14 protein-coding genes are annotated in these 15,837 nt (G+C 58.9%); 7 read left to right on the forward strand and 7 right to left on the reverse strand.

Annotated features, from left to right (window positions below):
* Positions 1 to 26: 26 nt before the first annotated feature.
* Positions 27 to 941: a LysR family transcriptional regulator gene (locus tag CKW38_RS05720; RefSeq protein WP_007913252.1), complete on the reverse strand. Its 915-nt coding sequence runs from the start codon at positions 939 to 941 to the stop codon at positions 27 to 29.
* A gap of 215 nt (positions 942 to 1,156) precedes the next feature.
* On the opposite strand from CKW38_RS05720, the gene CKW38_RS05725 reads away from it, so the two are divergent.
* Complete coding sequence (locus CKW38_RS05725) at positions 1,157 to 2,488, forward strand: nucleobase:cation symporter-2 family protein (protein WP_095112136.1); 1,332 nt, start codon at positions 1,157 to 1,159, stop codon at positions 2,486 to 2,488.
* Positions 2,489 to 2,519: 31 nt separating this feature from the next.
* A complete protein-coding gene (locus tag CKW38_RS05730; protein WP_095112137.1) occupies positions 2,520 to 3,029 on the forward strand; it encodes a nucleoside deaminase in 510 nt (169 codons plus the stop codon).
* A 115-nt stretch (positions 3,030 to 3,144) separates the two neighbouring features.
* Here the strand turns inward: CKW38_RS05730 and CKW38_RS05735 are convergent, their stop codons facing one another.
* The gene (locus tag CKW38_RS05735; protein ID WP_095112138.1) at positions 3,145 to 4,266 is read right to left on the reverse strand and encodes an SMP-30/gluconolactonase/LRE family protein; all 1,122 of its coding nucleotides are present in this window, start codon (positions 4,264 to 4,266) and stop codon (positions 3,145 to 3,147) included.
* A gap of 185 nt (positions 4,267 to 4,451) precedes the next feature.
* Complete coding sequence (locus tag CKW38_RS05740) at positions 4,452 to 5,585, reverse strand: aminotransferase class V-fold PLP-dependent enzyme (protein ID WP_095112139.1); 1,134 nt, start codon at positions 5,583 to 5,585, stop codon at positions 4,452 to 4,454.
* 127 nt (positions 5,586 to 5,712) lie between these two features.
* Between CKW38_RS05740 and CKW38_RS05745 the strand changes: the two genes are divergently transcribed.
* Both CKW38_RS05745 and CKW38_RS05750 read left to right on the forward strand, forming a co-directional pair.
* A complete protein-coding gene (locus CKW38_RS05745) occupies positions 5,713 to 6,324 on the forward strand; it encodes a dTMP kinase (RefSeq protein WP_095112140.1) in 612 nt (203 codons plus the stop codon).
* A gap of 84 nt (positions 6,325 to 6,408) precedes the next feature.
* Complete coding sequence (locus tag CKW38_RS05750) at positions 6,409 to 7,524, forward strand: aromatic ring-hydroxylating dioxygenase subunit alpha (RefSeq protein ID WP_095112141.1); 1,116 nt, start codon at positions 6,409 to 6,411, stop codon at positions 7,522 to 7,524.
* Positions 7,525 to 7,566: 42 nt separating this feature from the next.
* Here the strand turns inward: CKW38_RS05750 and CKW38_RS05755 are convergent, their stop codons facing one another.
* Complete coding sequence (locus CKW38_RS05755) at positions 7,567 to 8,865, reverse strand: MFS transporter (RefSeq protein ID WP_077572882.1); 1,299 nt, start codon at positions 8,863 to 8,865, stop codon at positions 7,567 to 7,569.
* Between the two features lie 327 nt (positions 8,866 to 9,192).
* Between CKW38_RS05755 and yddG the strand changes: the two genes are divergently transcribed.
* From yddG to CKW38_RS05770, 3 genes are all read left to right on the forward strand, one after another.
* Positions 9,193 to 10,131: an aromatic amino acid DMT transporter YddG gene (gene yddG / locus CKW38_RS05760; RefSeq protein WP_095112142.1), complete on the forward strand. Its 939-nt coding sequence runs from the start codon at positions 9,193 to 9,195 to the stop codon at positions 10,129 to 10,131.
* A gap of 91 nt (positions 10,132 to 10,222) precedes the next feature.
* Positions 10,223 to 11,155 (forward strand): hypothetical protein, encoded by a 933-nt coding sequence (locus CKW38_RS05765; protein ID WP_095112143.1) that lies wholly within the window; start codon positions 10,223 to 10,225, stop codon positions 11,153 to 11,155.
* A gap of 18 nt (positions 11,156 to 11,173) precedes the next feature.
* A complete protein-coding gene (locus CKW38_RS05770) occupies positions 11,174 to 11,737 on the forward strand; it encodes a hypothetical protein (protein ID WP_095112144.1) in 564 nt (187 codons plus the stop codon).
* An 8-nt stretch (positions 11,738 to 11,745) separates the two neighbouring features.
* Here the strand turns inward: CKW38_RS05770 and CKW38_RS05775 are convergent, their stop codons facing one another.
* From CKW38_RS05775 to CKW38_RS05785, 3 genes are all read right to left on the reverse strand, one after another.
* Entirely contained in the window at positions 11,746 to 12,897 is a 1,152-nt protein-coding gene (locus CKW38_RS05775) for an MFS transporter (RefSeq protein ID WP_095112145.1), read from the reverse strand.
* A 139-nt stretch (positions 12,898 to 13,036) separates the two neighbouring features.
* Complete coding sequence (locus CKW38_RS05780; RefSeq protein ID WP_176472299.1) at positions 13,037 to 14,272, reverse strand: aromatic ring-hydroxylating dioxygenase subunit alpha; 1,236 nt, start codon at positions 14,270 to 14,272, stop codon at positions 13,037 to 13,039.
* A gap of 78 nt (positions 14,273 to 14,350) precedes the next feature.
* Complete coding sequence (locus tag CKW38_RS05785) at positions 14,351 to 15,724, reverse strand: MmgE/PrpD family protein (RefSeq protein ID WP_095112147.1); 1,374 nt, start codon at positions 15,722 to 15,724, stop codon at positions 14,351 to 14,353.
* Between the last annotated feature and the right edge of the window lie 113 nt (positions 15,725 to 15,837).

Here is a 15,837-nt window from a genome sequence, read left to right on the forward strand (position 1 = left end):
CTTTGGCGGGCCTTGTTGTCCCCACGTCAAAGCGTGGTGATCTGCCCATTGCGATCCAGCTCATACACCTTGTTGCCCTGCAATTTCTCCTTCAGCCACCGCTCGGCTTTACCCAGCGGCCGTTGCCGCGCCCAGAGCAAATCCACACCAATCTGCCAGTCGGTATGCGGATACGCCGAGAGCTGCAGTTCCACCAGTTCACCCTTGGCCAGTTCGCGTTGAACGAGCTGCCGGGGCAGGGTGGCCCAGCCGAGCCCGGCGCGGACCATTTCCAGTAACGCCAGATAGCTTTCCGCTTGCCACAACTGGGTCGAGCGCAGGTATTCGCTGCTCGGCAGTTTGCTTGCGTGGGCGCTGAAGGCCAGGCGGCGATGGACGTGCAGGTCGTCGAACGTGACGTTGTCGAGTTGCGCCAATGGGTGCTCGGGGTGGCAGACGTGCAGCATGATCAGTTTGCCCAGTTGCTGAAACGCCAGCTCCTTGGGATAGCCGGGCTGTGAGAACGCCACACCGAGTACCGCTTCGCCGCTGCTGACCAGTTCGCTAACGTCGCCGTAAACCGGATGGCGGATGATCAGGTCGACAAAGGGGAACGCGGCTTCGAAGGCTTTGAGCACCGGCATGATTGGCCCGTACGGCGTTTCAATGGCGAGCGTCAGGCTGGTTTCGACGTTGTCCGAAAGGCAATCGGCGTGGGCTTCGAAGGTCATGCAGCGTTCAAGCACGGCTTCGGCCTGCACCAGCAGCTTGTGGCCGCTGGCAGTCAGAGCGGGGCTGCGGTTAGTGCGGTCGAACAGGTCGACCCCAAGGTCGGTTTCGAGGTTGGCAATCGCCGCGCTGATGGTCGATTGAGTCTTGCCCAGTTTGCGCCCGGCGGCGGAAAACGATCCGCTTTTGACCACTTGGACGAACATCAGCAGTTGATCGAGTGAGAAGCGCAAGCGGTGGACTCCCGGGTCGAGGATGGGGGTTTAAAGCAGATAACCAATGCCAGATTCGTGCCATCGAAAAAAGCGATGGTTGCTAATTTTGTTCATCGCAATAAACGTTCAACTATGGCCCCGCGTCAAACGATCTCCGGGGCGGATCCGACTTTCAAACGCCCCTGAGCATGCCCGCGATCTCAACAGATGCCGCACCTTCAGGAGCGTGTGAAATGACCCCACAACGCATTCATCCGGTGGACGAGGTTTTGCCACTGCGACAGTTGTTCACGTTTGGCTTGCAGCATGTTCTGGTGATGTACGCGGGAGCGGTGGCGGTGCCGCTGATTCTCGGCAGTGCGATGGGGCTGACCTCGGCGCAGGTGGTGTTGCTGATCAACGCCAACCTGTTGACCTCGGGTGTGGCGACGCTGATTCAAACTCTCGGTTTCTGGAAATTCGGCGCGCGCCTGCCGCTGATTCAGGGCTGCTCGTTCATTGCCTTGGCGCCGATGATCATGATCGGCAAGGAATTCGGCCTCAGCCAGATCTTCGGGGCGGTGATTGCCGCGGGCTTTATCACCATTGCGCTAGCGCCAGTGTTCAGCCGCTTGCTACGGTTTTTCCCGCCGGTGGTGATTGGCAGCCTGATCACCATTATCGGCATCTCGCTGATGCCGGCGGCGGCGATCTGGCTGGGCGGCGGCAATCCCGACGCGGCGGATTTTGGCAATCCCGCCAACCTGTTACTGGGCTTGGCCACGGTCAGCGTGACGCTGGTGATCTACGCCAAATGCAAGGGCTTCCTCGGCAACCTCAGCGTGCTCATCGGCTTGTTTGTCGGCAGTCTGATCGCAGCGGCTTGCGGCATGACTCACTTCAATCGGGTCAGCGAAGCGGCGTGGTTTGAGCTGAGCGCGCCGATGGCATTCGGCGCGCCGGAATTCGCGCCGGTGCCGATTCTGATCATGACCCTGGCGATGCTGGTGATCATGGCCGAGACCACCGGCAACTGTCTGGCGATCGGTAAATTGACCGGCAAACCGACCACGCAACAAACCCTCGGCAACGCGTTTCGCGCCGACGGCTTGTCGACCATGCTCGGCGGTTTGTTCAACAGCTTTCCCTACAACGCCTTCACTCAGAACACCGGTTTGATCGCGCTTTCCAACGTGAAAAGCCGCTTCGTCGTGGCCGCCGCCGGGGCAATCATGGTGCTGATGGGCCTGTTCCCCAAACTCGGCGCGTTGATCGCCGCCGTGCCGACGCCAGTGCTCGGTGGCTGCGCGATCGTGATGTTCGGCATGACCACGGTGGCGGGCATTCAAGAACTGTCACGGGTGCAATTCGAGGGGACGCGCAACGGCATCATCGTTGCGGTTTCGGTGAGTGTCGGGGTGCTGCCGATGTCCTTTCCGGCGCTGTTCGAACACGTCGGTCCGACGTTGAAACTGGTGCTCGACAGCGGGATTTTCCTCGGAGCGATCACCGCCATCGCCCTCAACATCCTGCTCAACAACGAAAAAAAATCGACCGAAACCCTCGGCGCTGAACTGGCCGACTGACCTTTTGTTTTCCACTGCCCAGGAGTTACCCATGAATCAATTCACTCAGCTCATCCCGGCTGGCGTCAGCGATCTGGATCTGGCGTTGTTGCGCCAGACCATCGCCTTGTCCGAGGCATCGAAACAACGTGGTCGCCATCCGTTCGCGGCATTGGTGGCCGACCGCAACGGCAAGGTGATTGTCGAAGCGGGGAACAATTCGATGCCACCGGAAGGCGATCCGACTCAACATGCGGAGTTGGTGGCGGCAGCGGCGGCGGCAAAATTGCTGTCACCGCAAGAGCTGGAACTGTGCACGCTGTACACCAGCGCCGAACCTTGCTGCATGTGCGCCGGCGCGGTGTATTGGACCGGAATCGGGCGAGTGGTTTATGCGTTGTCGGAGCATGCCTTGCTGGGATTGACGGGGGATCATCCGGAGAACCCGACGTTCTCGCTTCCGTGCCGCGAGGTGTTCGCCAAGGGGCAGCGTAAGGTCAGTGTGGTGGGGCCGATGCTGGAGGGGGAGGCGGCTGCACCGCATAAAGGCTTCTGGTCGTAAACTGCTGTCCGCGTCACAAGGTCCAGCGAGGCGGGGACGGTAAACGAGCTTGAATGCCGCGCATTCTCGGATGCGCGGCAATTCTCACGAATCCATCGCGAGACGAACCGCGCTTTTACAACGCAAACGTAGTCCCGCGAGTATTCACAAACAGCGAATAGATCGAGTGACTACTGGCCATGAACAACCGATTGCCTTCGCGCCCCCCAAAGCACAAATTCGGGCAGCGCTCTGGCAGGGAAATGTGCCCGATGGCCTTGCCCTGCGGATTGAACACGCGCACGCCGTCGAGTTTTTCCAGGTCGGCCTTGGGATCACCATTGCCGCCCCAGCCGCACCACAGGTTGCCGGCTTCGTCGCATTTGATGCCGTCGATCGCGGCATAGTCCAGCCCTTCGATGTGCTTGCGGCGTTCGCCGAGTGTGCCATCGTCCTTCACCGCGATAGCCCAGATCAGGCGATTGGGCTTGGCGCGACCTTCAACGACGTACAGTGTTTTCTCATCGGGAGAAAAGCACAGGCCGTTGGGGCCGTTGAGGTCGTCGATGACCCGCGTAACTTTTTTAGTTTCGCCGTCGATGCGGTACACGGCGTGGGGTTGGCTCGGGGTGATTTTGTGGCCCTCGTAGTTGTTGCTGGTCTGGAAGGGCGGGTCGGTGAACCAGATCGATCCGTCACTTTTGCAGACGATGTCGTTGGGCGAGTTGAAGGGTTTGCCGTCGAAGCTGTCGGCCAGCACGGTGATCGTGCCATTGGCTTCGGTGCGCGTGACGCGCCGACCTTCGCTGGTGGTGGTGGAGCCTTCGCAGACAATCAGCCGCCCTTGGCGATCCCGGCACATGCCGTTGGAAAAATTCGAATGTTCGCGGTACACGGTGAAGGTGTCGGTGATTTCGTCCCAGCGCATGATGCGATTATTGGGAATGTCGCTGACCAACAAATAGCGGCCATCACCGACCCAGACCGGTCCTTCGGCCCAGCGCATACCGGTGGCAAGTTTTTCGACACTGGCGTTGAAAATACGCAGCTCAAGGAAGCTGTCGTCGAGGATGTGAATCAGCGGATCTGGGTAGCGCTGACTCAAGGGTTCGGCGGCCTCGGCGATCCGCGTCAGTGCGGTGCTGCCGACGGTGGCGAGCGTGGCGGAAACGGCGAGGGATTTTTTCAGGAAGCTGCGGCGGGTGTTGCCTTGCGCTCGGTCAGGGCTTTCAGGTCGAGCGGACAGGGATGAGTCCATGTAGCGATCTCCGTGGTTTTATTTTTATGTGGGAGACGTAGTAATACCTCGTGATAAGACATCGTACAAGTTGTTCGTTGCGCGACGCCAATGGGCGTAGGTAGCAGTGGAAGCCAGTAAGCATAATGGCCTCCACCTTAGAATTGGCAAGCGATAACGTCGTGTCCTGCGGGCAAGGACAGCTTTTAGTCAACCATCACCTCATCCAGTGCCTGCTCCAGCAGGCTGACCGTGCGTTCGACATTCTGTAGCTTCTCCAGTCCGAACAGCCCGAGGCGAAAGGTCTGGAAGTCGGCCGGCTCATCGCATTGCAGTGGCACGCCGGCGGCGATCTGCAGGCCGTGCTGGGCAAATTTCTTTCCGCTCTTGATGTCGGCATCATCGGTGTAACTCACCACCACACCTGGGGCCTGAAAGCCTTCTGCGGCGACGCTTTTGAAACCTCTGCCGGTCAACAACGCACGCACCCGATCACCCAGCGCCTGTTGTTCATCGCGAACCTTGTCGAACCCGTACGCTTGTGTCTCTTTCATCACGTCGTTGAACCGCGCGAGTGAATCGCTGGGCATCGTCGCGTGATAGGCATGTCCGCCCTGTTCGTAGGCCCGCATGATTTGCAGCCACTTTTTCAGGTCGCAGGCGAAGCTGCTGCTTTGCGTGTGTTCGATACGCTCGAGCGCCCCAGCACTGAACATTACCAGGGCACAGCAAGGGGAGGCGCTCCAGCCTTTCTGCGGGGCGCTGATCAGCAGGTCGACGGCGCATTTGTGCATATCCACCCAAATCGTGCCGGAGGCGATGCAGTCCAGCACAAACAGACCACCCACCGCATGCACGGCGTCGCCAACGGCTCGCAGGTACTCGTCGGGCAGGAGGATCCCGGATGAAGTTTCAACGTGGGGGGCGAAGACCACTTTCGGCTTCTGCGCCGCGATGGCCGCCAGCACTTCGTCCAGCGGTGGCGGGGCGTAGGCTGCCTGGCGCCCCGTCTCGACCGGTCGGGCTTTGAGCACCGTGGTGGCCGCCGGAATATTGCCCATATCAAGGATCTGGCTCCAGCGATAACTGAACCAGCCGTTGCGTATCACCAGGCACTGCTGGCCGGTGGCGAACTGCCGCGCCACCGCTTCCATGCCGAATGTGCCGCTGCCCGGAACCACCGCTACCGCTTCGGCGTTGTAGACCTGTTTCAGGGTCGTGGAAATGTTCCTCATCACGCCTTGAAAGGACTGCGACATGTGATTGAGCGAGCGGTCGGTGTAGACCACGGAATACTCGACCAATCCCTCGGGATCGATGCTCGGATAGAGCTTGGACATGGTGACTCCTTTGGCAGAGGGCTAAACATCATTGGCAAGCAAGTGTAGGCAAAGGGCAGGGAACAGCTCATTGAATTACGCAAATGAGGTTAGAGTGCTCAGCACTGTCTCAATCGTTGCGTGAACCATGAAGCTGCCGCTGTTTATTTCTCTGGACGGGCCCAAGGGCACCGGCAAAACCACACTGCTGGAGGCCGTCACCGCCGCACTACGGGCAGACAAGCACAAAGTCATTCGGCTCTGCGAGAAAAAAAGCGATCCGTACCGCGGCGAAACCATGGCCTTGGTCAATCAACTCGCCAGACATCCCTCGCGGGATCTGGAGTGGGCGGTGTGTCAGCGCCTTGCGGATAGCCGTCGCTGGATTTCCCGGGAGGTACTGCCCAAACAGCCATTGAACAGCATCATCCTGATCGACCGCTGGTATCCGTCGGATGCCGCATTTCGCCATAGCGTGCCGTTTGCCGAGATTCTGCAGTTGAACATCGAGCGAGGCGTGCGCGTGCCGGATCTGCATGTCGGCGTTGTCACCGCGCCGGATATTTCATGGGCGAGGGCGACGGCACGATCGCGAGGCCTGGGAGGCACGGTGATCCAGAAACACGCAGAGCACGTCACCTGTAGCGAGATGTTCGAGCAGGCGGTTGTCGATAACGGCTGGGTGTTGTGCCGTAACGAAGGAACCATCGAAGCCGCAACGACTCAGGTAGTTGCAGAGATCTATAAAGTGCTTGGCTGATTGTCGATGTGCAGGCGCTGGTTTAATTTGAATTTCAGGTTTCTCTGATCTGAGCTAACTGTACTGACGGATCACACGCCCCCCATGCTCACAAACCTCTGGTATGTCGTTCTCCCATCGTCGCAGTTGACTGATGGATTGATGCCGGTTCAATTGCTCGGACAACCTTTTGTGGCGTTCCGCGATGACGCGGGTGTCGCTCACGTGCTGTCGGATATTTGCGTGCATCGCGGCGGCTCACTGTCCGCCGGCAGCAAGGTCGGCAACAGCGTGCAGTGTCCCTATCACGGCTGGCGGTTTGGCGGTGACGGCGTTTGCACGCAGATACCGGCGCAGCCCGACCTGCGGATTCCCGCCAAGGCTCGCGTCGATGCGTACCCGACGCTTGAACGCTACGGTTGGATCTGGGCATTTTTAGGTGATCTGCCGGAGGCTGAGCGTCCGCCGTTGCCGACGCTCGACTGGGTTGACGATCCCGCCATCCGCGTGGTCTCGGGCCACTTTGACTGGCAGGCCAGTTGGGACCGGATTATTGAAAACGGTCTGGACTTCGCGCACGCACCGTTTGTCCATGGTTCAACCTTCGGTGATCCGGATCATCCCGAGATTGAATCGTTCGAGGTCGACAGCGATGCGTGGAGCGGCAGCGCGCAAATGCTTATGCGCAGGCCGGCACGCAAAGGGCTGCTGCGGCGTAAATCCTCCACCGAGTTTGTCAGTGTGGTGACTGTTCCGGGGTTTCACCTGTCCGGTCCGTGTACAACGCTGGAACTTGAATTACCGAACGGCTGGCGGATCTACATCGTCTCGGCGCATGTCCCGATTGACGCCAATCGCACGCGCACCTGGTGGATGATGGGCAGAACGTTCCTGCGCTCACGGCTGCTGGATCGCAGGTTCATTGCGAGCAATATCCGTATCTTCGAACAAGATCATGCCGTGCTGAAAAACGTCAGGCCCGAACGTGTGCCGGACTCTTTTCAGCAGGAGGTTTCGTTGAAGTCCGATGCGCTGCAGATCGCCTTTCGCAAAGACGTGCAGGCACTGGAGCAGCGCGGTTGGCGGATCGATGAAGACCGCCTCGCTCGAAACTTCACCGGACGCAAGGCTTGCGCGATACCCAGCCCCGAACGTCGTCAAATTCGCGCTTGGGCGATCGAGCCGATTCCGCTCGTGGATATCACCCACGAACCTGACTAGTGCTGCGAGCCAGCCTGCGCTTGGCGCAGACTGGCGCAACCCCTAGCGCGTCTCACATTGCGGCGAAGGCTCGCCGCTCAATGCATCCACCATCGGCGGATGCTCCTGCACCGCCTGACGCAAATCTTCGGTCACCCGCAGCTCCGCACCTGTCGGCGAGAACGTGGCTGCCGCTGCAAACGGCGCGGGATTGGCCGGAACCGGGCGTTTGCCACGGCGCCACAGGAAGAAGGTAACCATGCACAGATTGACCAGCGCAAACACCCAGAACAAACCATTGGCACCGAACGAGTTCATCACCGGCGAGATCATCATCGGGCTGATCGCCGAGCCCAGTGAGTTGATCAGCAGCAAGCCCTGAATCATCGGCACCAACGCTTCGGCAGGCGCACGGTCAGCAGCATGGCTGACGGCAACCGGGTACAGCGCGAATACGCCGCCACCGAGCAGAAACAACATCACCGCGAGCATTGTCGAGGACAACGGCACCAGGACGATCAACAGCGACAACACCGTGCACGCCACTGTCAGAATCGTCAGCACCTGCAAGCGATCCTTGCGATCAGACCAGCGTCCGACCGGGTATTGCAGGAGCATCGCGCCGAGGATCGTCCAGGCCATCATGCTGCCGACCTCACCGACATTCAGACCGCTGCGTTGCAGATACAACGGCAGCAAGGTGTAAATCGCCGCGATGGTCACACCCGAACCGAAACAGCCGACCAGCCCGGTCGGCGTCACGCCCAACAGTTGCCTTGGCTTGAGCGGTTCAACCTGATCGAGCAAGGGCGACACGCGCGGCAGGATCACGATCGGCAACACCGACAACGAGGCAAGCATGCCGGCGACCATGAACGGTGCGCTGTCGCTCAACCCGGTGATTTTTCCCAGCGTTGCCTGACCCAGAACACCGGCGCCATACAGGACGATCATGTACAACGCGAGCAAGCGCCCGCGAATCTTCGCGTCGCCCGCCAGCAGCAGCCAGCTTTCGATCACCAGAAACACGCCGACCGTGGCCCAGCCGTTGATCAGGCGCAGGGCGAACCAGCCCCAGGTGTCGTAAAACAATCCCTGCAGCAGGATGGTCACGGCGATCAGCGAAGCAAAGCTGCCATAGGCGCGGATATGGCCGATGCGCAGAATCAAGCGGTCATTGAACACGGCACCCAAAGTCAGGCCGATGAAGTAGGCCGATGAAACGATGCCGATCATCGTGGTCGAGGCACCGGCAGCGTCCAGTCGAAGGGTGGTCAGCGACGACATGAAACCGTTGCCCAGCGCAACAATGAACAGCCCGAGCAGGGGCGCCAGCGCCATGGCCAGCAAACGCGGAGACATAAAAACCTCTAGAGGACGAACAGCGCAACGTGCGCCGCTGCGCATGCGATTGCCAAGCCGAAGTGTGTTGTGGTGCAAGTGCCCGCCAGACGGGCAGGGCGGTTGGGTACGTTTCGGTCACCAGATCCGGCGACTGCAAGAGCGCGCGGATTCTAAGGCTTGTGCGGAATTTTCCAATGGCTGTTTGCTGCGACAGTTGGACGCAGGTCAATCAAGGCTGAGTCATAACGACAGCTCATCCTTTGCACGGCAAAAATGTTCCTTTATTGATCCTCTTGCGCTGGTTAGCCTGTGCGGTCGGTTTGCCATTTTGTGCCAGGAGTCATGATGCTGATCAAGGGTGAGCGGGCCGCCACGGTGTGTGGCTTGGTGGCGATCGTTTTGTGGAGTACCGCTGCCGGATTGATCAGAGGCGTCAGCGAGCACTTCGGCCCGTTGGGGGGCGCTGCGTTGATCTATTCGCTGGGCGCCATGCTGTTGCTGGTGTTCCTCGGCCGCCCGCGGATTCGCTCGACTTCCAGGCTCTATCTGCTGCTCGGCAGCGCATTGTTCGTCGCTTATGAGGTGTGCCTGTCGTTGGCATTGGGTTTCGCCAGTGATCGGCATCAAGCCATCGAACTGGGCGTGGTCAATTATCTGTGGCCGTGCCTGACCGTGGTGCTGGCGATTGTCATGAATGGACAGAAGACCCGCTGGTTCATCATTCCAGGCTCCGCGCTGGCGATCTTCGGCATCTTGTGGGTCGTCAGTAGCGAGGGATTATCGTTGCCGGGGATTGTGCGCAATGTTCAGTCCAACCCGCTGAGCTACAGCCTTGCATTGACCTGTGCGATTACCTTTGCCCTGTATTGCAATGTCACGCGTCGCTATGCCGGTGGGCAGAATCTGGTGGCGCTGTTTTTCGTGCTGACGTCCGTCGTGTTGTGGTTGAAGTGGTACCTCAGCCTCGAACGGATTCCGCCATTCACTTGGGTAAACTCTTTGGAACTGCTGGCGGCGGGAATCGCCATGGCCGGTGGCTACGCTCTCTGGAACATCGGCATCCTGCGGGGAAACCTGACCTTGCTGGCGACCGCGTCCTACTCCGCGCCGGTGCTGTCGTCAGCATTCGCTGCGGTGTGGCTTGGCGTCAGTTTGCAGATGCAGTTCTGGCAGGGCGCCGTGCTGGTGACGGTGGGCTCGCTGCTGTGTTGGCATGCGACCCGGCAGCGCGACGTAACCCAGACAACACCGATCAAGGTCAGCGTGCGCGAGAACTCTCACTGAAACAGGCCTTAGCGGCCTCCCTTACCGGATGCTAAATTAGCGTCGCAACGCAAGTCTCCCCCAATCACGCGGGTTTATGGAGAGCAACAGCATGGAAGCCACCCCGGTAGACCGTTCAGCCCCGAGCCGTTACTTGGCAGTGCTGGGCTTATCACTGCTGCTCAACCCCTCAACCCCGGCCATGGCCTTTAACCCCGAGCTGCATTCGGCTTACGCGCTGAAAGCGGCGCAGGCGTTTCAGCGCTGCCCGGGAGTAAAGCTTCCTGCGCAGTTGGGCGAGGCCTTGGCTGATGGAACGGACGCAGAAGACTCAAGCCCGTTGACGATCCTTCAACGCATCACCCACTGGCATTTCTACAACCGCAACGAAAAGCTTGAGCCACTCTGGTTGGTCCAGCGCAATCTGGACGCGATTTTCAACAAACGCATCAAGAAGCTGAACGAGCTGCTGGTGAAACCTGATGCCGACCCGGTTGCGGTCTACGAGCAAGCAGGAAGGGTTTTGCATTACATACAGGACATGAGCGTCCCCGGCCATGTGGTGCCGGCTTACCACGCAAAGTTACCGGGCAATCATTCCGATCCATTTGATGAGTTCGAGAGCATTGAAGCGCTGCCAGTGTTCGACTTGTCTGACGTGCAGTGTCAGGCGCTTCGTGATGAGGCGGATAAAGCCGATGCCAACCCTCGACGTTTTCTGGACGCCGCTGCCACAGCAACCTTGCAAGCGATAGAGCAGATAGACGCGGCCGGTAAACCTGTCGTCGACGGTGCATGGAACGCATATTGGGTTTACCCCGCGCGAAACACCGATGAAGCCCGCAAAGGTTGGGGCCAATACGGTACCTGCGAATTTGCAAAGGGCAATGTCAATGCTGGGTGCAAGCGTGAAGAAGAGCTTGTGGCGTTGTTCGAACAACAGTCTCGGCAGGCTCAGAGAAACTCGGTGCTGATGCTTTTTTATGTGCAAAAGAAGCTGGCCGAAGCAGGCCAGAAAAACGCCAGTGCAATGGCTGATCAATAGTGGGGACTGAAATTTAGAATGCGCCGCTTAATAACTCATGGATGTGTTGTCGTCAGTGTTGCGATGCTGTGTTCAGGATGTACCTCCTATGCGACCGTGCCGACAATCAACGAACACGCTGGAACCGCAACCCAGGAAATCATCTCCAGCTTCAGCTACGAAATAGACTCTCCCTGGAAAAACAGTCGCCTTGGCAAAGACGCCTACGCGCAGACAAAAAGCATGTTTCCACATGCACAGGATCACAGCTCCAGCCCTGTAGCCTCGAGCCTCCCTGCACTGGAAATCAAAGTCTCGGAATTTTCATTGGGTGGCGCTTGCACACAAGAGTATTTGACGGGGTTGAGTTTTGGTTTGATTCCGAGTTGGTGTACAAGGCCAGACCTGTACAAGTTTGATTTCACCCTGAATAAAGATAACGGCTTTTGCAGGCAAAGAACTTACTCAGTCAGCGCCACAACGGTTTCCCATCTCGTGATGATTCCGTTTGCGCTGTTTGAGCCCGAGAAACGACCACTGGCCATTTATCAGGCTTCGCTAAAAGATTTCCTTCAAGCCGATCAATGTTCCAAAGGCTTGTGACCGGCGCATCAGGCCTTCAAAAATCTCGCGGCGTAACTGACAAACAACAACAGGAAAACCAAGCCACCCAATGCGACCACCAGCGTACTGAGATGCGCAACCATGCCGATGAACGCTGGGCCCATGAGAATGCCGGCGTAGCCCATCGAGATGATCGCCGGAATCGCGGTGCGCTGGGGCATGCGCTGTTGTCGACCCGCCGCCGTAAACAGCACCGGGACTATGTTCGAGCATCCGATACCGACCAAGGCATAGCCCAGCAATGCCGCCTGCCAACTATCGAATACTAGCGAAACCAGCATGCCCGCCGCCGCGCAGACCCCGCCCAGCGCTACCACGCGAACGCCACCCAGTCGGCTGACGATGGCGTCTCCGGTCAGGCGCCCGAGCGTCATCGCCGCCGCGAAGCTGGCATAACCCAAGCCTGCGTAGCTGGGTTCCATTGCGCGTTGCGAGGCAAGGAAAACCGCGCTCCAGTCGAGCATGGCGCCTTCCGTAAGGAAAACAATGAAACACAGGACGCCCAATAGCAGCACGATCCCCCGTGGCATCGCCAACAACGGACCGTCTCTCTCGGTGCCATAGGGCAACAAACTTGGCGCAGCCTTGTACAGCGCGGCGAGGATAATCGCCACCAGGCAAAGCACGGACAGCAGTGGATTCAGTCCCAGGCTGAGCATCGCCGTCATGGCCCCGGCCCCGGCGATACCGCCGACGCTGTAAAGCCCGTGGAACCCGGATTGCAGGGTTTCGCCGCTGTGCTTTTCAACAATGATCGACTGGATATTGATCGCGCAATCGAGCATGCCCATGCTGGCGCCGAACCCCAGTACGGCAAGCGCCAGCCCCGGCAGCCACGTCAGATGGCTCAGCATCGGCAGCACCGAACACAACGCGACAGTCGAGCAGATGATCACCGGTTTGCAGCCAAAACGTGCAGTCAGATAACCGGCAAACGGCATGGCGACGATCGAACCGATACCGAATCCCAGCAACAACAGGCCCAGTCCGCCGTCGTCCAGTCCGGTACGGGCTTTCACCAACGGAACGAGTGGCGCCCAAGCCGACATGACAATGCCGGTGATCAAAAATACGATGCGCGTCGACACGCGCTCGCCGTAGTTTGCATAAGCTGCCAGGGATGATGTCGAGGCGTTCATTGATGCGGATATCCTTATCGGTGTCTCCCGGCTTTTTTGGCGACGAACCGGAACAACAGCTTTTCGAGACACAAGAGTCCCTTCCAGCATCCGTCGGGATGCTGAAGGGAAGAGGGATGGAACTGGTGAGGAGAACGGATCAGCCAACAGACTTCAAAGGGATGGGGCCTTTGAGCCGATCCATCATGGTCGCGCAATACCAGTCATCGAACTGACAAACGCCAGTCTCGGCGGTTTCCGAATAAGGCCCCGGCTCGTACGACGGCGAGGTCACACCGCGCTGGGTGCCTTCGACCAGCGTGCGGTCCTGATCGTTGGTGGCAATCCAGACTTTGGTCAGGCGCTCGAGATCGTAATCCACGCCTTCCACTGCGCTGTCAGGTACCAGCCATTTGGTGGTGACCAGAGTTTCAGTGGCGCTGATCGGCAACACCCGGAAGCTCAGTGCATGGTCACCGAGGAAGTGATTCCAGGTGGAGGGGTAGTGGAAGTACAGCAGCGCGCCGATGTCCGCTTCAGTTGTCTTGTCCAGACGCCCGGCAACGGCAGGTTTGCCATCCATGGTGTAGCTGACGGCGCCGGATGACAGCGGAATACGGGTCATGCGGAACTGACCATTGATATCCATCACCAAACGGCTTGGCAGTCCGGCGCTCTCGCACTTGGACCAGTAAGCCGACAGCTCTGGATCATCTTCGCCACTGACGCCGCCCACCGACAGGTTATCGACGAACGAATGCAGCAACTCCGGGTGCGACCCGTCGCAGTGATAGCACTCGCGATTGTTTTCGAAGACCAGTTTCCAGTTGCCTTTCTCGATGATGTTCGACTCGAACGCTACTTTGCAGTTTTCAAGATAGTGCGGCGCGATGAAAGGGCTGACGGCTTTGCGGAAACCTTCGAAATCAGGAGCCTTGGCGGCCACGCAGACATAAATGTAGGTATCGACGATCTCGCAGTGAACGCTTTTCAGACTGTATTGGGATTTGTCGAAATCCTGGCCCATGTTGCCGGCGAACAACAGGTTGCCATCCAGCTCGTACGTCCACTTGTGATACGGGCAAACCATCTTCGCCACTTTGCCGTGATCGGCCTCGCAGATTTTTGCGCCACGGTGACGGCAGGCGTTATGGAACGCCCGGACCTCGCCGTCTTTGCCGCGCACCACTGCAACGGGGTAGTCACCGATCTGCAGGGTGAAATACTGCCCCGGCTTGGTGATTTCAAAGGTGTGGCCGGCGAAGATCCAGTCCTTGTGCCAGATCTGCTCAAGATCCTGACGGTAAACGCTTTCATTGCTGTAAAGGGCGCCCGGCAGCGAATGCCAGGGTTTGCGCTGTGCGATCAGGTCAAAAACGCTTTCTTTATTCATTATTATCCTCCCAGGGGCGACATAGCCCTCAGCCTATAGGGCGCAGGACAGCGATCACAAACGACATTTGCTGTGGGCAATTCATGCGTTGGGGTTATCGATGATGTCTGACTGGCGTGCCAGCACTGGGTGAAAAATCGGTTCCAGAACCGTAATGGCGCAGCTGGATTGTGCAATGTGTTTGATCGCTGTTTTCACCTCGGCACTGCGCTCTACACCGAGACCGCTGGCGAACAGATCAAATTTCTGGCTCAGCTCTTCAGCGCTGAGGGGCGTTTCGGGGTCGCCCCGCGCGGCAGTGATCGGACTCACCAGCACGCCGCCGTTCTTCAGGGTAATGGTCAATCGGGAGAGGATTTCGGCTGGGAATCTGGCCGAGATATCGGCGGCTTCGACGACTTCGATACGGCGGCTCAGTGCCAGAATATCTTCGGCAAAAATCGCCGCCCCGGTGACTTCTTCCGGACCGACCTTGCCCCGCACAATCAGTGCGGCCAGCGGAAAGGCGAGGGCGTACTGCGCCTCATCGGCGTCACTCGGCGTATGCCCCTGCAAACACATCGACTCGTAGAACGTTTCCACGCAAACGGTTTCAATCGAGTCCGCATCGAGCTGAGGGTTTTCTCGCTGCAGTTCGAGCATGGCGGTCAGCGCCGGTTGTGCCCAGCGGCAAACTGGCCAGGGTTTGAAGTACTGACTGTCGATCTCCCAGCGTGCACCGATGTCGTTCCAGTATTCGGCGACGGTGATGTCTTCAACCGATTCTGCCGGTGCACCGGTGATGCCTTCCCGAGCCATGAGCAGGGCGTTCAAACCTGCAAATGCGCCTGCACCGTGGGCATCGCGCAGCATCGTCGGCGCTTGCACCACGCGCATCATCGGGCAGCGTGCGCTGAAGTACTCGGCGATGCCCAAGGAATGGCGAAACGTCGGCTCATCAAAACCCAGCAAACGTGCTCCGGCACAGACCAAACCCAGCGCGGAAAAACCGCCGGATGCGTGATAAGTCGGCGAGGTCGCCATCAAGGCGGAACCGGCCCGCAGCGCCGTTTCATAACCGATGCACAGGGCGGTCAGTAGCTCATGACCGCTAATCGACTGGCCTTGATGATGCAGCGCATCGGCGAGGGCAAGCACGGCGGGAACAACGGTCGCTCCGGCGTGCCCCTTGGATTTGAAGTGGCCTTCGTGGGCGTCGAGGCTGTCAGCGCTGAACCCTCCGGCCCACGCTGCGCCGAGCACGTTGACACGTTGCCCGGCAAAGATCAGGCGACTGCTATAGGCGCCCGCCGGGTAATGCTGTTCGGCAAAACGCCGCATGGCGCTGCTGGTGTCATTGCTGGCCGCGCCGGCCATGACGCCGACGATATCCAGCAGACTGTCCTGCACGATTGCACGAGTCTTGAGCGGGGCATCGAGGAAATCAAAATCGCGACAGAATTCGAAGAGTGACATTCAACAATCCCTTCCTGTGAGTTGCGCCGGGCCGATCATGGCCGGCGCAACTCAACAATGAGCCACGGGGAGGGTGCCGCTCTAGCAACATTTTCGTCGGGCTATTGATAACC

This window comes from Pseudomonas sp. Irchel 3H7, assembly GCF_900187605.1.
GTDB lineage: Bacteria > Pseudomonadota > Gammaproteobacteria > Pseudomonadales > Pseudomonadaceae > Aquipseudomonas.